Source organism: Methylophilus methylotrophus DSM 46235 = ATCC 53528, assembly GCF_000378225.1.
In the GTDB taxonomy this organism is placed as follows: domain Bacteria; phylum Pseudomonadota; class Gammaproteobacteria; order Burkholderiales; family Methylophilaceae; genus Methylophilus; species Methylophilus methylotrophus.
The window spans coordinates 278,930-297,135 of record NZ_KB905141.1 but is presented as its reverse complement, the minus strand read 5'-3'; the positions used below and the strand labels follow the sequence as shown (position 1 = coordinate 297,135).

The window sequence follows — 18,206 nt, the reverse complement described above, 5'->3', positions numbered from 1 at the left end:
GGCATGTATGGCTTACAGTTACACTGAGATTGTTGGTAGCCTAGCACTCATCATCAGTTGTGGTGCGGCGGTATTGCTCGTTAAATTGTTGCTCAGCAATACCCTGCAACAAGAAAAGTTTTTTAATGCCTTGGGGCGATGCCATATCGAGCTCCAAAGCTCTTCCAATAAACTTGAAACACTTTGCACCATATTAGACCGCCGTTTCTCAAATATGGAGAATGACTCTGCACAAGCAGATCCTATGATAATCAATATGTTGCAACGCTTTGATAAGGTCTCTCAAGAGCTTCTTGAATGCGTTGATGATTTATTCCTACCCAATCAATCTACTGAATCAACCAGGTCTAATGCAGAGTTACCGCATGAATCTGTCATGCAAGAAATTTCCAAGTTGCAGTCCAGTCTGGAAGAGATTACTCACCAGCTAAGAAGAGGCAATTATCTTTCTATGGATGAGAATGCCGAAATGGCGGCAATGCGGAAAAGAATTGAAAGCTACCAGTCCATGGTTATGAAGGCTAGAGCCGATGCTAAGGAGTCAGATAGCATCATGGCGAGCCTCAAGGAAGAAATTGCGCGACTTAGCAATATGACTGCTCAAACACTCTCCTCCTCTAACGCAGATACCGCATTGCAACAAGAGGTTCAAGTGTTAACGCAAGAAAAACAAGCGCTTGAAGCAAAACTGGTGGCGTTACAAGATGAAATGCGCCGCAACACAATTGAAAAAGAATTTATTGAAGAGCGGTTTATAGGCCTTTCATAACCATGTATTTCAACTCATCGGGCATCAGGATGGGAAGGCCATTATTCCGCCTCTTTATTTTAAAAGAGGTTTTTTTCTTTCAATCTGTTTTAGCTTATTGGATGCCACCAGTTGTTGCCTTTGGGAATCTTTTAACTGGCCCTTAATCAGGCTTATGTTTTCGCGTAGTTCGTTGACCAACTTTTGATTCTTGGCCGTTTGACTTTTGGTGGCAGCATGCTCTTTTAACAATGCCTTTTTAAGCTCGGCGATTTCGGATTCTAATTTATAAACCCGCTGCCGCTCTCGATCAAGTTCCATGACTGATTTTGATTCAAGCTTCTTATAGCGGTCATCGGCCAATTTCATTGCAGCATGCAATTTATGTATTTTTGCAGTGTACTCATGGCTCATGCTCTTGAGGGAGGTCTCCAGCGTTGCTTTCTCGTTTTGCAAAGTGACGACGGTTTCTTTTTGTGTCGCTAGTAGCTGACTATCAATCAGTCTTCTTTTTTCATCTTCTTGCAGCTGTTTTTTTGCATGCTCAAGTTCTCGTTGCTGTAGCGCATAACGCTCCTCAAGATGCTTTAATTGGGATTTGTATTGTTCCAGCTCATGCTTGTTCGTGTGTTGCTTGCCATCGATTTCAAATTGGTTAGTTTGATAATTTTGCTTGGCAACTTCCAATGCGCCTTTCCATAACGTGCTGAGTGCTTCCCCCGCAAATTCACGTAATGATTCTGGTAAGCCTGGCTGCTCAATATCTACGCGTCTTTTTTCCCTGAGTTCTGACCAGAAACTATTGACTGCCTGGGTCGGCGTTGCCATCGTTCCTTTGCGTACCAGTTGATATAACTTATTTGCAGTGGGTTGAATGCCATATCTAAAAAACATTAAACGGCAGACTTCACGGTATAGCTCTTTTGTTTGGGGAAATTGAACGCGTAAATTCTCTACATCTTGGACCAGTTTAATTTCGTCGGTATGCGTCAAGCTCATCATCTTCATCAATTCTGGGATTGCTTAAGTTTTTGTGACAAAAGCCTGATGCATTTAGTTTGCAAAAAATTGCGTATATTGATTTTCTAATAACCAAATTTTGTATTGAAAGCAATCTACTCGTGTTTTTGCAACAAGTTAACTACCTGATTTTTATATTTTAATTTTGACTGGAGAGATTTTTTATTACGCACATCTATAGATGTTGCCACAGGATGATTAACATATTTTTGCCATGTGTTAACATTTTAAACGCAGTGGAAATTTGTCATATCAGGAGAGGAAAAAGATGAAAAATAAAAGAAAATACAAAAAACTATATACGCAACACTCATTGAAATGGAGCCTGAAAATTGGCGACTATTTGGGGACATTGACACCACATCAAGCTGTCAGGTTGGTAAACGCTAAACCTGCCATTTTTCATCGCTGGATGTCTGGTAATCTCGCTGCGCCAGTGAGTAAGCTTGAAAAAATTAAATGCTGTGCGTTTGCCGAGTTTAGAAGGCGTCACCGAAAAGCATCCCGTTTGCAACGGGTAACTGCGTCAGATGTAGAGGTGATCAAAGCAAAATTCTTATGGAAAAATATGATTTTTGACCAAATGAATATGATCACGAAACGCAGATTCTGTATTGGATTAAAAAAGTTATACCGATAGTCTGCACATATAAAAGCAGATAAAAATAAAAGCAGATAAAAAAAGACCACCTCAATAATGAAGTGGTCTTTTGTTTTTTGGTGGGCTGGGGGAATTGAACTTTCGGTGAAATTAATTAAATCAAACACTTGTAATATCCTTGTGACTAATTTGTGACCAAAACTGCATAACCTTACCTCCGGCTGAACTGTCTACTTCTGGAATCCAGCGGCCATATCTTTTACGAATCATGCCCCAATCCTTGTGGCCCATTTGCTGGGCAACCCATAACGGATTTTCTCCAGCGGAGAGAAGGGTGCTGGCATATGTATGGCGGGTTTGATATGGGTTTCTATACTGCACCCCTGCCCGCTTCAATGCGGGCTGCCACATTGTTTTACGAATCTGTGCATCAGTTTCCCAGGGAGAATTGGTTCTGGGATTATGAAAAACCTCTTTTCCTGCAAGATAAGTAAACTGTTTCTGGTCTTGGAGTGCTTCAAGCGCTGGTGGAAACAACTTAACATCGCGTTCACCTGATTTTGTTTTGGGTTGTTTTACGTGTTTATTAACACATGCCCTTCTCACTCGAACCAAGCCCGCTTTCCAGTCAATGTCTGACCACTCTAACGCGATCAGCTCTGATGTTCTGAGGCCTGTCCAACATGCGAATTGAATTAAGTTCTTTCCTTGCTGAGGCAATACTTTTGAAATCTCATAAATCTCGGCGGGAGTAAAAGGTTGTGGCTCATCAAACCTGACAGATAAATTACCAACTCGCTGTATTGGGTTCCTTTCAATCAGCCCATCCGCAAATGCATCGTTCATAATCGTCCGTAAGGGAATTAGTACGTTATTAATGCGTTTATTGCTTATGGATAGCCCACCTATCCAGCTTTTAATTTTGGAGGTTGTTAAGTCAACTAGCCTGATGTCACCAAAAGCTGGTTTCAGATGATGTTCAATTGCGCTGCGGTAATTTTTCCATGTACTTATTTCACAAGTTCGCTTTGCTGACTGAATGTAGTCATCTAGAGCTTGAGAGACGGTCTGATTACTGAGCTTTAAACCCAGCGCGGCATTTTTACTGTTAGGAAAGTGATTTTGATAAGAGAACGTGCCAATTGCGATTTCGTGCAGAATTGTTGATTTTAAGCGATCAGCAAATATTAAATTTGCTTTGGTTGGCGCAAGTTTCAAAGTTTCACGGCAACGTTTACCTAAATAGTAAAAGTCGATTTGTATACTTCTGCCACGTGCTTTTACGCCTTGCCCTCTATCCATTTTTGAATCGCCTCAAGATTAAAGACTATTCTGCCATCGGGTGCTTTACGCCAATGTATGCCATTAAGCCAAACACCCTTTTTAATTTTTGCGCGTATAGCATCATCTGTATAGCCAATAGATGCAACGACAATATTAATTAAAACCCACTTAATCATTCGTCAACATCTTTGCGTAATGGGTATTTCAACGCATCAAAAATTGAAGGTGGGTTTTCATTACCCATTTCTTTCTCAAGGGCCTGATAATGTTTATCTGCTAATTGCCAAAAATCTACTCGAGGGCCAATTTCGTCTCTTATCTCTTCGCCATCGGGCAAAATATGAACAATTTCACCCTCGTAGACAGGTATACTTTTAATAACATCCTCTATAGATGTTGACAGCAAATCGCCTACAATCTCAGTACGCGTTTTGTGTGGATACATCTCGCATAAAGCTGCTAATTTGGCAGCCACATGAACAGGCAATCTGAAAGAGTATTGTTTCGAAGTTACTCTTGAATTGTCAGGAGAACTCCAGACATTATGCAAATCAGAAGATTTCATATTAAATTTTTTAAAAATGTTAATTGAAATTCATAATAAATTATATTTAAAATTTTAGTCAAGCATTAAATAAAAAAAGAGATTGCATATGGAAGATTTTATAAAAGATTTGAAATTTCAAGTTTATGATCGATTAAAAAGTCCACTAATTACTACTTTCTGTTTTTCATGGATTTCATGGAACATTTCAACAGTAATCTTAATTTTTGGAAAAGGTGATTTCGATAAAAAAATTGAAATGGTTAAAAGACTTTATAAAACTAATTATGATTACTTTTTACAGGGATTAATTTATCCATTTTTATCTTCGTTGGTTTTTATTGGTTTATATCCACTTATTGCAAGATGGACATTCATTTACTGGAGTAATCAGCTCAAAATAACAAAGAGAGAACAAATAAAAATAGAGGATACAACTCCAATAACTCAAGAAGATTATCAAAACCTAAAGAAAAGTTATTACTTAGCAGAAAAAACCTATGAGACTGAGTTAGAAAGACTTCAAAACGCAAACAAAACTCTAAAAGAGAGAGAGAAGTCATTAGAACTGGAAATTAATCAACTTATTGATAAGGAAAAAACAATTATCCAAGAGTTATCAAAATTGAAAGAAGATAATTTAGCTTTGAAAAAAGAGCTTGATGAAAAAATGAAAAGGATATCTGAACAAGATACCTTAATTGGCCAACATCAAAAATTAAATGTCGAGATGTTGCGAGATAATTTGGATAATAAACAAATGATTCTTGATATCGATAAATTTATAATGGAATTAGGTGTAAAAACAGATGGATTGCCAAGAGAGTACATTGATTTTTTTAAAAATCTAAAACAATTTAAAGAGTCGAACAACATTAAATTTGATGAATTGAAGGTAATCACATATCTCTTGTCGCAAGATGGAGCTGCATCAAAGCAAAAGCTACAGGAATTTTTAAATATTAAATCAATTAATTTCGAAGTCGTTTTGAAAAAGCTTTTTTCAAGCGATTTAGCATATTCAGATAGCTTAAATGTGCATCTTTCAAGTAAATGTAAAGAAAAGGCATACGACGCTAACCTTACTAGAGTCGAAGCAACAACATTAAAAGAAATTGTGCAAAGATTCAGAAATTAATAATTTGTATCAGATTGAGACAAAAGTGCAGTATTACAGACACTGCACTTTAAGCATCGAGGGGCGCTGGATGCGCGCTCTCCCCTACTTTTGGCGGGCGGGCGCTAACGCGTCCGTCCTCAAAAGCAGGTACCCGTCGCGCCGCGGTGTCGCGTCCAGCTTTACAAGCAGTCATGATGATAAACCGCCTAGTCTGTAGAGGTTTTCCGTCGCTCGGGTTCGAAATATAGTGATGTTCCAATAGCCCACTCAGGAACTTGTACGATTGCTTCAGGGCGTAAAACCCTCACAAGAGGAATAACATTATCCGGTTTTGATGGCTGCCTGATTGCAATATCAATTCCGCGTTTCAAAAACTCGGTACGATAACGATAAAAAGATGCTCTGGGGTACAAAGCACGAAGATCTTCGCCTTCTTTCCAAAGTTTGTAAACAGCGATTAACCTAGCTGGAAGCCCCTCTAAATCCACGGCAGATATATTGAACTGTTCAGACATATTTAAACTTTGGATATAAGCTAATAGCTGTTCAACTGGAGTTGAAGTTTTCCATTGTGCAGCAACACTGAGCTGCTTTTCTTTCAATTGAAGGCTTCTGAGCGTCAGTTCACCACGTAGCTTATTATCAGCCCAATCATATAGATTGTCACGTTGATCTATTTCATCAGGGAGTTTATGTTTTCTCGCGTCTAATTCATCACCTTTTGAATAAAACTTGACCGACCAACGTCTTGAGTTTTTTCCGAAATACAAAGTACTACCTGTCATGATTGGGCGGCCATGCCGGCTTTTGGACTGCATCTCGGCCGCTCGTAGCCATGCTCTTACATCATGACGTTTAGGCAACTCCCACATTGCGGTGCAATCAACTCTTGAAAGCCTGTAATGGCCAGTTTTCCAAATTTCAATATCTTCGGTGCTGGGTGAAAGATTAAATAAGCCTACTAAACGAAGCATTGCCGTGTAAACAAGGCCAATCAGGTCATCGGTACCAAACAGGTTATGTCCTTGGAGCCACTTTACAATGTTTCCATCTATAAGGATGTTTTTATTATCTATGGATTTAATGTTCAGTGAGGCTTCATGAGAACCACGGACTTGCTGTTTTTTATGTACCAGCCACTCAATTTCACCATAATTGTTTGTTGAGGCGACACGACCACCAACAATCATGTCATCATGATGACAAGGGATGATTGCAGTAATCCAGTCAATCATTTCGGCCACCAATTCTTGTGACCAAATTGTGACTAAATGTGACCAATTTGTGCCCAAACGGAGACAAAAAAAGACCATTCCAAACGGAATGGTCTTTTATATTACGCTCAACAACCCATTGTTTATAAATGGTTTTATTTGGTCTGGAGTGGTCTCCAGAAAACATCACTTTGGTGGAGCTGGGGGGAATTGAACCCCCGTCCGCAAGCCCTCCACAGACAGTTCTACATACTTAGCTGTGTTGTTTATATTTAACCAGGCACCCACCAACGAGCAAGCAGATGACTAGCGAGTTGCCTTGGATTTAATGCCTTACCAAGCAACCCGGTAAGACACGATCCTCTCTAAATGACGCTGCTGCCGGTTACCCGGCCCGACCGAGAGGCTCTTCGGTGCAGCGTCCGGCTGGATTAAGCAGCCAGAGCGTAAGTTTCGTCGTTTGCGACTATACTTGTTCAGATGGATTTACGAGGGAACCTGAATCCTCGGTATGCCCTGCACTGCTTTGCAACCCACGTCGAAACCGGGTCAGCCCCAATGCAATCTTGCGATTATACGCCTTAAAGCTTGGGGAGCCAAACTTAAGAGTGCATTTCTATGACATGGTACAATTCGACTATGTTCAAAAAAATTGTGATTTTTGGGGTAGGTTTAATCGGGGGATCAGTTGCTCTCTCACTGAAAAAACAGGCACATATCCCTCAAGTGGTAGGTGTTGGCCGATCTGGTCAAAGCCTGCAAGAAGCGCTGAAACTGGGTTTGATTGATGTCGCTGAAACAGACGTTGCCCATGCAATGCAAGATGCCGACCTGGTACTCATCGCCGCCCCCGTAGCGCAAACGCCTGCAATTTTACGTTCGATTCGCCCGCATTTAAATGCAGCGACGATTATTACTGATGCTGGCAGCACAAAATCGGATGTGATGGCTTATGCAAAAGCCGAGTTAGGTGACAAGTTTGACCAGTTCGTCGGAGGTCACCCGATTGCCGGTGCTGAAAAAAGCGGCCCTGCTGCGGCCATGGCTGATTTATATATCGGCAAAAATGTAATCCTGACGCCGGACGCAGATACACAATCAACAGCGATAGACAAAGTCACCGCACTTTGGCAACAATGTGGTGCTGTGGTGTCCAGGATGAGCCCTCAGGAGCATGATAACGTGTTTGCTGCGGTTAGCCATTTGCCCCATTTACTGGCATTTGCCTTGGTAGAGGACCTGGCTAAACGAGACAATGCCGAATTGCTGTTTAAGTTTGCCGCCAGTGGTTTCAGAGATTTTACGCGCATTGCTGGCAGTCATCCTGAAATGTGGCGAGACATTGCTCTCGCTAACAAAACGGCTCTGCTAGGCGAACTCAAACTTTACCAGCAGGCCTTGAGTGAAATGACAGCCCTGCTTGAAAAGGCAGATGCCGATGGGTTGCAAGCCCTATTTGAACATGCCAGCCGTGCCCGCAACGATTGGGCAAAAACTAAAATTCAATAATTAGCACACCGTTATGGAACAACTGCATTTACCAGCTGCACATCAAGCTCAAGGCACCATCACCCTGCCTGGGTCTAAAAGTATCTCAAACCGCACTTTATTACTTGCAGCGTTGGCCGACGGCGTCACAATTATTCGCGACTTGCTTGCTTCTGATGACACGGCAAGGATGTTGGAGGCTCTGACTTCATTAGGTTTGCAACTTGAGAATATTGGCGAAAATGCCTGGCGGGTGACAGGTTGTGGCGGCAATTTCCCCAATAAGCAGGCGGATCTTTTTTTGGGCAATGCTGGGACAGCATTCAGGCCATTGACTGCGGCCCTTGCGTTTTCTGAAGGCGAATACCATTTGCATGGGGTCCCCCGTATGCACGAGCGCCCGATTGGCGATCTGGTAGATGCTTTAAAACAAGTGGGTGCACAGATTGATTATCTGGGTAATCCTGGCTACCCTCCCCTGCAAATTTCCCCGGCCAAACTGAATGTCAGTCAGCCCATTCAAATCCGGGGAGATGTTTCCAGCCAGTTCCTGACTGCATTATTAATGGCGTTACCGCTCACTGGGCAAGCCGCTACCATAGAGGTGGTGGGCGAATTAATCTCCAAGCCTTATATCGAAATCACACTTAACCTAATGCAACGCTTTGGTGTCAGCGTTAAACGAGAGGGCTGGCAGCGCTTTTATATCCCCGCCGCAGTCCGCTACCAATCACCAGGCGAAATCTATGTAGAGGGTGATGCTTCAAGCGCTTCTTACTTTATTGCCGCCGGTATCCTGGCTGGGGATGTCACTGTTAAGGGCGTTGGTGAAAGAAGTATCCAGGGCGATATCCGTTTTGCGGAAGCGGCCAATTTGATGGGTGGTCGTATCAGCTATGGTGAGAACCATGTACGTGCAGAGAAAACTGCTGCTTTAAAAGCAATTGACCTAGACTGTAACCATATTCCGGATGCGGCGATGACATTGGGCGTCATGGCGATGTTTGCTGAAGGCACAACCACCTTGCGCAATATTGCCAGTTGGCGTGTCAAAGAAACCGACCGCATTGCCGCCATGGCCACAGAGTTACGCAAAGTGGGGGCAACCGTGGTTGAAGGCGCAGATTTTATTCAGGTGACTCCGCCAGCGCAGCTCACGCCTAATGCAGTGATCGACACCTATGATGATCACCGCATGGCCATGTGCTTTTCGCTGATTAGCCTGGCAGGTGTGCCGATTACGATTAACGATCCAAAGTGCGTAGGCAAAACGTTTCCAGATTACTTTAATGTATTCGCCAGTATTGCCCGCTAGCCTCATCAGGCTGCATAGGCCCATTCATGTTCATCTGGCTCTGTTGACGCTGCGCCGTGTTGGTGGCGTTGCCAGGCACGTTCATGAAAGTAAAATACCACAGTGTTACAAGCCGGCTCTACCAGTGCCATCAGGCCACCGACAAGAATGCTGCCGGTAAACAGGTAGGCAATACTAAAAGCAACGCTGAAATGCAGCATGGCAAATGAGATGGTTTTAATCATAATTTGCTCCTTGACTAACGATGCCATAATCATATAAAACCCAAAAATCAAAATCCAATTCATTGTTTTTAAGTGATTGATAAATAAAATTTATGACAGAATCCTTACTTCCTCCTGTGATTGCCATTGATGGACCATCTGCCTCCGGTAAAGGCAGCGTGGCAGAACGTGTGGCTAAACACTTTGGCTTTCATTACCTTGACTCGGGTGCTATCTACCGGTTACTGGCATTTGCCGCTTACAAACAGCAGGTGCCCTGGTCTGACGCTAAAGCCTTGGCTGAAATAGCAGCCAGGCTCAATATCAGGTTTGAAAGTGGCGAGACTTATCTTGATAACCAGCTAGTCAGTGCTGAGATACGGACTGAACAAATGGGTAAAGGTGCCTCAGAAGTTGCCGTGCATCCCGAAGTGCGTACAGCTCTGCTGCAGACGCAGCGCAACTTTAGAAAAGCACCGGGAGTGGTCGGTGACGGCCGTGATATTGGCTCGGTGATTTTCCCGGATGCCGGTTTGAAAGTATTTCTGACGGCTGCGGTAGAAACGCGTGCCAAACGTCGCTACGACCAGCTTTTGCAACGTGGTGAAGCAGCCAGCTATGAGCACATTTTGCAAGATTTGCAACAGCGCGACCTCAGGGACAGTCAGCGTGCAGTCGCACCGCTAAAGCAATTACCTGATGCTATTTTGCTGGATACGACGGACAAGAATATCGAGCAAGCCGTCAACATCATTATCGAGGCCTTTAAAAAAGCCGGACAAAACGCATAAAAATTTGCATAAGTCATTGAACTCAATAATTTTTTTGTGTATAGTTTTGGATTCGGATTGCTCAAGTCACGCTTGGGCAATATTTTTTAAACCTTTTCCATTGTTTGCGCGTTTGCGTGGCAATGGCTCGCTGAAAGATGCCTGTCATTCATGCGAGTAAAATTGGACAATTTTTTAATGGCTTCTATTTCTAATTCATCCTCCTCCATGGAATCTTTTGCAGCCCTCTTCGAAGAAAGCCTGGCCCGCCAGGAAATGCGCGCAGGTGAAGTAATCACCGCCGAAGTAGTATCTGTAGACAATGATTTCGTTATCGTGAACGCTGGCCTGAAATCCGAGAGCGTGATCAACGCTAGCGAATTTAAAAATGCTCAAGGCGAGCTGGAAGTTGCTGTTGGCGACTTCGTTAAAGTAGCGATTGAAAAACTGGAAGATGGTTTTGGTTCTACACAACTGTCTCGCGAAAAAGCGAAGAAAATGCAAGCATGGCTGGATCTGGAAGAAGCCATGAACGAAGGCCGCGTAGTTAAAGGCTTTGTAAGCAGCCGCGTTAAAGGTGGTTTGCGCGTATCCGTGAGCGGCATCATGGCATTCTTACCAGGCTCACTGGTTGATATTCGCCCCGTAAAAGATACGACACCTTACGAAAACAAAGAATGGGACTTCAAAGTCATCAAACTGGATCGTAAGCGTAACAACATCGTTGTTTCTCGCCGTGCCGTTATGGAAGACACTCTGGGTGCCGACCGTGAAGCATTGCTGGGCAGCCTGACAGAAGGCGCAGTGATCAAAGGTATCGTTAAAAACATCACTGACTACGGCGCGTTCGTTGATCTGGGTGGTATCGATGGCCTGCTGCACATCACTGACCTGGCATGGCGCCGTGTGAAGCACCCATCTGAAGTTCTGACCGTTGGTGAAGAAGTTGAAGCCAAAATCCTGAAATTCGATCAAGAGAAAAACCGTGTTTCCCTGGGCATCAAACAATTGGGCGACGACCCATGGGTGGCATTGAGCCGCCGTTACCCAGTAGGCACACGCCTGTTCGGTAAAGTGTCTAACCTGACTGACTACGGCGCGTTTGTTGAAGTAGAACCAGGTATCGAAGGTTTGGTACACGTGTCTGAAATGGACTGGACCAACAAGAACATCCACCCAGGCAAAATCGCTCAGCTGGGCGACGAAGTTGAAGTGATGATTCTGGAAATCGACGAAGACCGTCGTCGTCTGTCACTTGGCATGAAACAGTGCAAACCAAATCCATGGGATGATTTCGCTGCGACTCACGCTAAAGGCGACAAAGTGTCCGGCCAGATCAAGTCTATCACTGACTTTGGCGTGTTCATTGGCTTGCCAGGTGGCATTGATGGCCTGGTCCACTTGTCCGACCTGTCATGGACACAGTCTGGCGAAGAAGCGATCCGTAACTTCAAAAAAGGTGACGAACTGCAAGCCGTTATCCTGGGCATTGACGTGGAAAAAGAGCGCATCTCCCTGGGCGTTAAACAGTTGACTGAAGACCCAAGTGGCAACAGCGCACCAATCGGCGAAGACAAAGGTGGCAAACCAAAAGCCAAGAAAGCCAAAGCTGATGATGTGATGATTGACGAAGCTTCTGCAGGGACAACTAACCTGGGTGCTTTGTTGAAAGCCAAACTGGACAGCAAAAAATAAGAAGGCTTTAGATCATGACACGATCTGAACTGATAGACCTGCTTGCCCAGCGCTTTCCGCAATTAGTGCTGAAAGATGCCGAGTTATCCGTCAAAACCATCCTGGATGCAATGACGGAAAACCTGGCCACAGGCGAGCGTATCGAAATACGCGGTTTTGGCAGCTTCAGCCTCAATTACCGCCCGCCCCGTTTGGGACGTAACCCGAAAACAGGCACTAAGGTGCAAGTTCCGGCTAAATATGTCCCTCACTTTAAGGCTGGTAAAGAGCTGCGTGACCGCGTAGATGCTATCGAATCTTAATTTTCTGTGATTAACAGTCAAAAAAACGGTATCTTCGGATACCGTTTTTTTTACCTGTCATTTGTATATACATGGCGCATCCTTAGCGGCTTGGGTAAAATAAGGCCTGTTCTGAAAAGAGACCTCCTATGCTGGTTGAATTTGAATACTGGTGGCTATTGATTTTGCCACTCTTTTTTACTTTGGGCTGGATTGCAGCCCGCGTGGATATCAAGCAACTGATTGCCGAGTCAACCTCCCTGCCAGCCACTTATTTCAAAGGGCTGAATCTATTGATTGCAGATCAATATCACAAAGCGGTGGATGCGTTTAGTGAAGCACTTTACCTGAATAAAGATTCCCTGGAGCTGCATTTTGTGCTTGGTAGCCTCTTCCGCCGCACAGGTGAAACTGACCGTGCAATTCACCTGCACATGAATCTTTTGGAAAACTATGAGCTGACTGAACAGCAATCAACGTCTATCAAGGTAGAGCTGGCCCAAGATTACTTCAAGGCCGGGCTATATGATAGAGCTGAAGAGTTGTTCCTAACCTTGCGCCATACGCGTTATGAGCAGGCCGCCCTGCGCCACCTGCTTGAAATCTACGTGAAGGAACGGGAGTGGTCGCAAGCCATTGCGATTGCCATCGAGTTAGAGCGCTCATCCGGCATTTCTTTCCGTAAAGAGGTTGCACAGTATTATTGCGAGTTAGCGGTCAATGCCATGATCAGTCAGGATTGGAAACACGCTAAAGCCCAACTGGAACAAGCGCTAGATGCGAATAAAAATTGTGTGCGTGCCAATGTATTGCTTGGTGATATTGCGGCGCAACAAGGCCATCATAGTGACGCGATTGCTTTCTGGAAGCGTATTGAAATGCAATCTCCAGAACATTTAGGTCTGGTTGCACAGAAAATGCTCAAAAGCTATTCACTGCTGTATGGTGAAAGTGACGCTGAAACCAGTCATCAGATTGGCAAGGGACTGAGCGAGGGTTTAAACCAGCTGCATGAATATCTGGAAACCTACCAGATCAGCAGCATCATGTCGGTACTATATGAAGCCACACTGCAAACAGAAGGTGCTGAAAAGGCCGCAAAGCTTGCACGTAACGAACTCATCCGCAAACCCAGCCTGAAATCACTGGATCAGTTATTACAGGCGCGAGCCATGCAAGATGATGCTCAACATGATCTTCAGTTGATGCAGCAAACTGTTCGCAATGCGATTGGCGACCGTGCAGCTTATTATTGCGATCAGTGTGGTTTCCGCGCCAAGCAATATCACTGGCAATGCCCTGCCTGTAATGCTTGGGAGTCCCTGCCGCCAGAGCCTACAGAGGCCACCATTCGCGATATCAAATTACTCAAACGCAAGTGATGCGCCCTATTCAATCCATCTTTTAAATCTTCATATGACTGATAGCAAAATAATTGTCGCCCTCGATTATGCCGATGCAAGCGTTGCCATGGCGCTTGTAGATCGCCTCGAGCCCTCACTCTGCAAACTCAAGGTTGGCAAGGAACTCTTCACTGCAGCAGGCCCTGCTTTTGTCGAATCTTTGGTCAAGCGCGACTACGATGTGTTTCTGGATCTCAAGTTCCACGATATCCCTAACACTGTCGCAAAAGCCTGTCAGGCGGCTGCCAATTTGGGAGTATGGATGCTGAATGTGCATGCCAGCGGCGGCTTACCTATGATGCAGGCTGCCCGTGAAGGCCTGGATAAAGTGTTTGGCGACCGTGCTCCCCTTTTGATCGCAGTTACAGTGTTGACTAGTATGGATGAAGCCACATTACATAGTCTGGGTATTCAGCGTTCGTTAAAGGATCATGTCTTGGCACTAGCGACCCTTACTAAACAAGCCGGCCTGAACGGGGTTGTTTGCTCTGCACAAGAGGCCAGCATGCTCAAGCAATCTTTAGGTGATGACTTTTGCCTGGTCACGCCTGGCATCCGCCCCCAAGATGCCAGTCAGGATGATCAAACCAGAATAGTTACACCTGAACAGGCGTTGTCGCTGGGAGCCCATTACCTTGTTATAGGCCGCCCCATTACACAGGCCGCAGACCCAGTTGTTGCAATAAACACAATAATTAAAAATATTTAACATATTTTAATAAAATGGTGGGTGCGAATCCTTTATCAGGATCCCCTCTATGTAGAATAAAAACAGGCTTAGGAGCCTGTTTTTATTTTTATAACGGAGGATTTATGAAAAAAGTCATACTGGGTTATTTGATGTATTTCATGTTGTTGCCTGCTGCATATGCAGTTGTGGATATCAATGTTGCCAGTCAAGCGGAATTAGAAAGCCTAAACGGCATTGGGCCAGCAAAAGCACAGGCCATTATTGATTACCGCAAAAAGAATGGTGGTTTCAAATCTGTAGAAGAATTAGACCAAGTCCCTGGTATTGGCCAGGCTACATTGGCAAATCTTAAAAAGGATGTCAGCATTGGCGGCAAAAAAGCACAACCCGCTGAAGCTATCGTTAAAACAGAAAAATTAGGTGAGAAGAAGAGATAAATAGAGTATTTATAGGGTAACAAGATATAAAAGCACCCTAATGGGTGCTTTTATATTTTGTGCAGAGAGAGGGATTGTGGCGATGCTATCTTTCGGCATTCGCCTCAAGACCGCCTCCGCTGTCGGCGTCCAGGCTTCACTGATGTTCAGGCTGGTCGAAGCTGCCCTTTATTTATACTCGGGTTCGTATCCCTCTCACGCATAAAAAAAGCACCTTAGAGATGCTTTTCGTATTTGGCGGAGAGAGAGGGATTCGAACCCTCGATAGAGTTGCCCCTATGCCACCTTTCCAGGGTGGTGACTTAAACCGCTCATCCATCTCTCCGAAAGAAGGCGCGATTATACCCATAAAACGTCATCCCGCCAAATCATTTGACAGAATTTTTCTGGTTATTGGATTCATGAATTTCACAGCAAAAGCCACTCTAAAATACCACTCTGATATCTTATAAATCATCAAGAACTTAGTTAAAAAAGCTTGCTTTTGTGACTATGAAGGTTTAATGTTTAGCACACGAACAGACGCCTGAGCCTTATAAAATAAGGATTTAGTGTATGTTTATCGCGATATTCAATTGCGATTGTATGTCAGCGGTTTGGAGAGCAGTTCTGCTACGATATTAATAGAAAAAGCACAGGAGTAACTATGAGTTTGGATCTTCTTAAGGCCATGGGCGTAAAAGTGCCCTACAAAGCCAAGTATGACAACTTTATCGGTGGCAAATGGGTAGCCCCGGTCAAAGGTGAGTATTTTGATGTGATATCACCCATTACAGGGAAACCATATACCCAGGCTGCCCGCTCCAGCGCTGAGGATATCGAGCTGGCATTGGATGCTGCGCATGCTGCAGCAGATAAGTGGGGCAAAACGCCTCCTGCTGAGCGCTCCAACTTGTTGTTGAAGATCGCTGACCGCATTGAGCAAAACCTTGAACTGATTGCTACCGCAGAAACAGTCGATAACGGTAAACCGATCCGTGAAACCATGAATGCGGATATTCCATTGGCAGCTGATCACTTCCGTTACTTTGCTGGCGCATTACGCGCACAGGAAGGTAGCCTGAGCGAACTGGATGAAAATACCGTTGCTTACCATTTCCACGAGCCATTGGGTGTTGTAGGTCAAATCATTCCCTGGAACTTCCCTATCCTGATGGCAGCCTGGAAACTGGCACCGGCCGTTGCGGCAGGTAACGTGGTAGTGATGAAACCAGCTGAATTTACACCTATCAGCCTCTTAATCCTGCTGGAAGTGATTGCTGATCTGATCCCTCCAGGTGTGATCAACGTCGTAAACGGTTTTGGCCGAGAAGTGGGTGCACCACTGTCTACTAGCAAGCGCATTGCCAAGATTGCGTTTACCGGCTCTACAGCCACTGGTCGCTATATTGCACAGGCAGCTGCGAGCAATTTGATCCCGGCTACTTTGGAACTGGGCGGCAAGTCCCCCAACATTTTCTTTGAAGATATCATGGCTGCTGATGATGACTTCCTGGATAAGGCTGTAGAAGGCTTGGTGCTGTTTGCATTTAACCAGGGCGAAGTTTGTACCTGCCCTTCCCGCGCGTTGATTCAAGAGTCTATTTATGACAAGTTTATGGAACGTGTCCTCCCACGCGTGGCTGCCATCAAGCAAGGTAACCCGCTGGATCCAAACACCATGATCGGTGCCCAGGCATCGCAAGACCAGGTCAACAAGATCCTGTCTTACATGGACATCGGCCGCCAGGAAGGTGCGCAACAGCTATGTGGCGGTGAGCGTAATATCCTGGGTGGTGATCTGGCTGAAGGGTATTACATCAAACCGACTTTGTTCAAAGGCCATAACAAAATGCGTATCTTCCAGGAAGAGATTTTTGGACCGGTATTGGCAGTGACGACCTTTAAAGACGAGGCTGAAGCATTGAGCATCGCCAACGATACCATATTCGGCCTGGGTTCAGGCGTATGGACTCGTGATGGTAGCCGCGCTTACCGTATGGGCCGTGGCATCAAGGCTGGCCGTGTTTGGACCAACTGCTACCATGCTTATCCAGCTCATGCTGCTTTCGGTGGTTACAAAGAGTCAGGAATTGGCCGTGAAACCCACAAAATGATGTTGGATCACTACCAGCAAACCAAAAACCTGCTGGTCAGCTACAGCCCGAAAAAATTGGGATTCTTCTAATTTCAGGTTAAGTGTTTGGAATAACAAACGGCTATTAAAAGGAGCGAATTTTTCGCTCCTTTTTTTATCTATAATAATGCTTACTACAACGGGGGAATGCAACATGACAGATCGCGTTTCAGCAACACCGGCCGCAATCGCGCTCATCGAACAATTGACCGCACAACATGGTCCTATCGTTTTTTTTCAGTCTGGCGGTTGTTGTGAAGGCAGTGGCCCGATGTGCTTGCCGGCTGCTGAGTTCAAAGCCAGTCCGGCTGATGTCAAATTGGGCGAATTGCCCGGTGGAGCGATTTTTTACATGAGTGATAGTCACTTCAGCTTTATGCACAGCACGCATACCATACTGGATGCCATGCCCGGTTCAAGTGGCTCTTTTTCGCTGGATTGTGGCAGTGGTATGGCATTTATAACGCGTGGACGACTGTATTCGGATGAGGAGCTAGCGAATCTCCAGCCAGAGCAGCGTATTGGCTTTCAATAAATAAAAAAGCATCCGAAGATGCTTTTTTTATACAATCATGGCGATGACTCAGCTTAGAAGCTAGAAGCCCAAGCTATCCAGTAAATCATCTACCTGCTCTTGGTTAGCGACCACATCGACAGTATTATGTGGATCAATTTGTGGACCATTGAGCAAAGAGTCTTCATCTTTTTTCACGGCAGGTGCAAAGTCTACTAACACCTGAACCAACTGTCTTTCGAGGTCTTGTGCCAGGGTCGTCACTTTTTTGATCACCTGACCAGTCAGGTCCTGAAAGTCCTGCGCCATCATGATATCCATCAACAACGACTTGGTTGTCGCGGTATGGTCATTGGCTAACGATAAATATACTAATGTCTCTTTTACAACAGCGTCATATTCCGACTTGAGTGCCGCACGTTGCATCACCTCTTCCCAGCGCTTTTTAAGTGATGCGGCACGGTCAGACAATTCTGATTGTAGAGGTGTTGCCATATCCGTTGCATTCAACACGCGTTCGGCTGCCTGCTCGGTCATTCTTGCCACATAACTTAACCGGTCACGTGCATCAGGGATCTCCTGTGCAACCTGCTCAAGTACCTTGTCATAGCCAAGAGCGCTCAGGTTGTCATGCAGCGCGCGGGTCATATGACCAATCCGGCTGATCATGTCTTCTTGCTGGGTTTCATTCAGGCCGTGCATCATGGTAGAAGCAATATCTACGACGAGGTTTTCCTGCTTCGGATTGACAGCTTCGGTCAT

The 18,206-nt window shown here is 44.9% G+C and carries 20 protein-coding genes, 1 tRNA gene and 1 other RNA gene; 13 read left to right on the top strand and 9 right to left on the bottom strand.

What is annotated here, in order from left to right; translation table 11 throughout:
* The first annotated feature begins 7 nt into the window (after positions 1-7).
* On the top strand, positions 8-769 hold the full coding sequence (locus F463_RS0101415) for a hypothetical protein (protein WP_018985255.1): 762 nt from the start codon (positions 8-10) through the stop codon (positions 767-769).
* 54 nt (positions 770-823) lie between these two features.
* Here F463_RS0101415 and F463_RS0101410 read toward each other — a convergent pair whose 3' ends face one another.
* Entirely contained in the window at positions 824-1,756 is a 933-nt protein-coding gene (locus tag F463_RS0101410; RefSeq protein ID WP_018985254.1) for a DNA-binding protein, read from the bottom strand.
* A 280-nt stretch (positions 1,757-2,036) separates the two neighbouring features.
* Between F463_RS0101410 and F463_RS0101405 the strand changes: the two genes are divergently transcribed.
* Positions 2,037-2,408, top strand: a complete 372-nt coding sequence (locus tag F463_RS0101405; RefSeq protein WP_018985253.1) for a hypothetical protein — start codon at positions 2,037-2,039, stop codon at positions 2,406-2,408.
* A 120-nt stretch (positions 2,409-2,528) separates the two neighbouring features.
* Here F463_RS0101405 and F463_RS13990 read toward each other — a convergent pair whose 3' ends face one another.
* The 3 genes from F463_RS13990 to F463_RS14560 are packed head-to-tail and all read right to left on the bottom strand — an operon-like array spanning position 2,529 to position 4,218.
* Complete coding sequence (locus F463_RS13990) at positions 2,529-3,671, bottom strand: tyrosine-type recombinase/integrase (protein WP_018985252.1); 1,143 nt, start codon at positions 3,669-3,671, stop codon at positions 2,529-2,531.
* Positions 3,650-3,829, bottom strand: a complete 180-nt coding sequence (gene xisR / locus F463_RS0101395) for an excisionase family protein (RefSeq protein ID WP_018985251.1) — start codon at positions 3,827-3,829, stop codon at positions 3,650-3,652. Before xisR ends, F463_RS13990 begins: the two co-directional genes overlap by 22 nt.
* Positions 3,826-4,218 (bottom strand): hypothetical protein, encoded by a 393-nt coding sequence (locus F463_RS14560; protein ID WP_154650002.1) that lies wholly within the window; start codon positions 4,216-4,218, stop codon positions 3,826-3,828. The genes xisR and F463_RS14560 overlap by 4 nt, the downstream gene beginning before the upstream one ends.
* Before the next feature lie 88 nt (positions 4,219-4,306).
* On the opposite strand from F463_RS14560, the gene F463_RS0101385 reads away from it, so the two are divergent.
* Positions 4,307-5,335: a coiled-coil domain-containing protein gene (locus F463_RS0101385; protein ID WP_018985249.1), complete on the top strand. Its 1,029-nt coding sequence runs from the start codon at positions 4,307-4,309 to the stop codon at positions 5,333-5,335.
* A 188-nt stretch (positions 5,336-5,523) separates the two neighbouring features.
* On the opposite strand, the gene F463_RS13980 is transcribed toward F463_RS0101385, so the two are convergent.
* Both F463_RS13980 and ssrA read right to left on the bottom strand, forming a co-directional pair.
* A complete protein-coding gene (locus tag F463_RS13980) occupies positions 5,524-6,552 on the bottom strand; it encodes a phage/plasmid replication protein, II/X family (RefSeq protein ID WP_018985248.1) in 1,029 nt (342 codons plus the stop codon).
* 171 nt (positions 6,553-6,723) lie between these two features.
* Positions 6,724-7,088: a transfer-messenger RNA gene (gene ssrA / locus F463_RS14675) on the bottom strand.
* A gap of 61 nt (positions 7,089-7,149) precedes the next feature.
* Between ssrA and F463_RS0101375 the strand changes: the two genes are divergently transcribed.
* Positions 7,150-8,040, top strand: coding sequence for a prephenate dehydrogenase (locus F463_RS0101375; RefSeq protein WP_026295203.1), 891 nt, complete (start codon positions 7,150-7,152; stop codon positions 8,038-8,040).
* Between the two features lie 13 nt (positions 8,041-8,053).
* Positions 8,054-9,334: a 3-phosphoshikimate 1-carboxyvinyltransferase gene (gene aroA, locus F463_RS0101370; RefSeq protein ID WP_018985246.1), complete on the top strand. Its 1,281-nt coding sequence runs from the start codon at positions 8,054-8,056 to the stop codon at positions 9,332-9,334.
* A 5-nt stretch (positions 9,335-9,339) separates the two neighbouring features.
* Here aroA and F463_RS0101365 read toward each other — a convergent pair whose 3' ends face one another.
* A complete protein-coding gene (locus F463_RS0101365; RefSeq protein ID WP_026295202.1) occupies positions 9,340-9,558 on the bottom strand; it encodes a DUF2061 domain-containing protein in 219 nt (72 codons plus the stop codon).
* Between the two features lie 92 nt (positions 9,559-9,650).
* Here F463_RS0101365 and cmk point away from each other — a divergent pair, with 92 nt between their 5' ends.
* From cmk to F463_RS0101335, 6 genes are all read left to right on the top strand, one after another.
* The gene (cmk, locus tag F463_RS0101360; protein WP_018985244.1) at positions 9,651-10,328 is read left to right on the top strand and encodes a (d)CMP kinase; all 678 of its coding nucleotides are present in this window, start codon (positions 9,651-9,653) and stop codon (positions 10,326-10,328) included.
* 207 nt (positions 10,329-10,535) lie between these two features.
* Complete coding sequence (gene rpsA / locus F463_RS0101355) at positions 10,536-12,002, top strand: 30S ribosomal protein S1 (RefSeq protein ID WP_018985242.1); 1,467 nt, start codon at positions 10,536-10,538, stop codon at positions 12,000-12,002.
* A gap of 14 nt (positions 12,003-12,016) precedes the next feature.
* Complete coding sequence (locus tag F463_RS0101350; protein ID WP_018985241.1) at positions 12,017-12,304, top strand: integration host factor subunit beta; 288 nt, start codon at positions 12,017-12,019, stop codon at positions 12,302-12,304.
* A 128-nt stretch (positions 12,305-12,432) separates the two neighbouring features.
* Entirely contained in the window at positions 12,433-13,665 is a 1,233-nt protein-coding gene (lapB, locus tag F463_RS0101345; protein WP_018985240.1) for a lipopolysaccharide assembly protein LapB, read from the top strand.
* Between the two features lie 34 nt (positions 13,666-13,699).
* On the top strand, positions 13,700-14,395 hold the full coding sequence (gene pyrF, locus F463_RS0101340; RefSeq protein ID WP_018985239.1) for an orotidine-5'-phosphate decarboxylase: 696 nt from the start codon (positions 13,700-13,702) through the stop codon (positions 14,393-14,395).
* Between the two features lie 104 nt (positions 14,396-14,499).
* On the top strand, positions 14,500-14,814 hold the full coding sequence (locus F463_RS0101335) for a ComEA family DNA-binding protein (RefSeq protein ID WP_018985238.1): 315 nt from the start codon (positions 14,500-14,502) through the stop codon (positions 14,812-14,814).
* A gap of 235 nt (positions 14,815-15,049) precedes the next feature.
* Here F463_RS0101335 and F463_RS0101325 read toward each other — a convergent pair.
* Positions 15,050-15,139: transfer RNA gene (locus F463_RS0101325), tRNA-Ser, on the bottom strand.
* A 321-nt stretch (positions 15,140-15,460) separates the two neighbouring features.
* Between F463_RS0101325 and exaC the strand changes: the two genes are divergently transcribed.
* Both exaC and F463_RS0101315 read left to right on the top strand, forming a co-directional pair.
* Positions 15,461-16,981 (top strand): acetaldehyde dehydrogenase ExaC, encoded by a 1,521-nt coding sequence (gene exaC, locus F463_RS0101320; protein ID WP_018985236.1) that lies wholly within the window; start codon positions 15,461-15,463, stop codon positions 16,979-16,981.
* A gap of 103 nt (positions 16,982-17,084) precedes the next feature.
* The gene (locus F463_RS0101315; protein WP_018985235.1) at positions 17,085-17,465 is read left to right on the top strand and encodes a DUF779 domain-containing protein; all 381 of its coding nucleotides are present in this window, start codon (positions 17,085-17,087) and stop codon (positions 17,463-17,465) included.
* 60 nt (positions 17,466-17,525) lie between these two features.
* Here the strand turns inward: F463_RS0101315 and cheZ are convergent, their stop codons facing one another.
* Complete coding sequence (gene cheZ, locus F463_RS0101310; protein ID WP_018985234.1) at positions 17,526-18,206, bottom strand: protein phosphatase CheZ; 681 nt, start codon at positions 18,204-18,206, stop codon at positions 17,526-17,528.

What these genes read in the sequence shown, in the direction of transcription:
- F463_RS14560 (WP_154650002.1), bottom strand. Translation starts at nt 4,218, where the DNA reads ATGAAATCTTCTGATTTGCATAATGTCTGGAGTTCTCCTGACAATTCA.
- F463_RS0101415 (WP_018985255.1), top strand. Translation starts at nt 8, where the DNA reads ATGGCTTACAGTTACACTGAGATTGTTGGTAGCCTAGCACTCATCATC.
- F463_RS0101335 (WP_018985238.1), top strand. Translation starts at nt 14,500, where the DNA reads ATGAAAAAAGTCATACTGGGTTATTTGATGTATTTCATGTTGTTGCCT.
- lapB (WP_018985240.1), top strand. Translation starts at nt 12,433, where the DNA reads ATGCTGGTTGAATTTGAATACTGGTGGCTATTGATTTTGCCACTCTTT.
- pyrF (WP_018985239.1), top strand. Translation starts at nt 13,700, where the DNA reads ATGACTGATAGCAAAATAATTGTCGCCCTCGATTATGCCGATGCAAGC.
- F463_RS0101375 (WP_026295203.1), top strand. Translation starts at nt 7,150, where the DNA reads ATGACATGGTACAATTCGACTATGTTCAAAAAAATTGTGATTTTTGGG.
- F463_RS0101365 (WP_026295202.1), bottom strand. Translation starts at nt 9,558, where the DNA reads ATGATTAAAACCATCTCATTTGCCATGCTGCATTTCAGCGTTGCTTTT.
- F463_RS13980 (WP_018985248.1), bottom strand. Translation starts at nt 6,552, where the DNA reads ATGATTGACTGGATTACTGCAATCATCCCTTGTCATCATGATGACATG.
- exaC (WP_018985236.1), top strand. Translation starts at nt 15,461, where the DNA reads ATGAGTTTGGATCTTCTTAAGGCCATGGGCGTAAAAGTGCCCTACAAA.
- rpsA (WP_018985242.1), top strand. Translation starts at nt 10,536, where the DNA reads ATGGAATCTTTTGCAGCCCTCTTCGAAGAAAGCCTGGCCCGCCAGGAA.
- F463_RS0101350 (WP_018985241.1), top strand. Translation starts at nt 12,017, where the DNA reads ATGACACGATCTGAACTGATAGACCTGCTTGCCCAGCGCTTTCCGCAA.
- xisR (WP_018985251.1), bottom strand. Translation starts at nt 3,829, where the DNA reads ATGATTAAGTGGGTTTTAATTAATATTGTCGTTGCATCTATTGGCTAT.
- F463_RS0101405 (WP_018985253.1), top strand. Translation starts at nt 2,037, where the DNA reads ATGAAAAATAAAAGAAAATACAAAAAACTATATACGCAACACTCATTG.
- F463_RS0101410 (WP_018985254.1), bottom strand. Translation starts at nt 1,756, where the DNA reads ATGAAGATGATGAGCTTGACGCATACCGACGAAATTAAACTGGTCCAA.
- aroA (WP_018985246.1), top strand. Translation starts at nt 8,054, where the DNA reads ATGGAACAACTGCATTTACCAGCTGCACATCAAGCTCAAGGCACCATC.
- F463_RS0101315 (WP_018985235.1), top strand. Translation starts at nt 17,085, where the DNA reads ATGACAGATCGCGTTTCAGCAACACCGGCCGCAATCGCGCTCATCGAA.
- F463_RS13990 (WP_018985252.1), bottom strand. Translation starts at nt 3,671, where the DNA reads ATGGATAGAGGGCAAGGCGTAAAAGCACGTGGCAGAAGTATACAAATC.
- F463_RS0101385 (WP_018985249.1), top strand. Translation starts at nt 4,307, where the DNA reads ATGGAAGATTTTATAAAAGATTTGAAATTTCAAGTTTATGATCGATTA.
- cheZ (WP_018985234.1), bottom strand. Translation starts at nt 18,206, where the DNA reads ATGACCGAAGCTGTCAATCCGAAGCAGGAAAACCTCGTCGTAGATATT.
- cmk (WP_018985244.1), top strand. Translation starts at nt 9,651, where the DNA reads ATGACAGAATCCTTACTTCCTCCTGTGATTGCCATTGATGGACCATCT.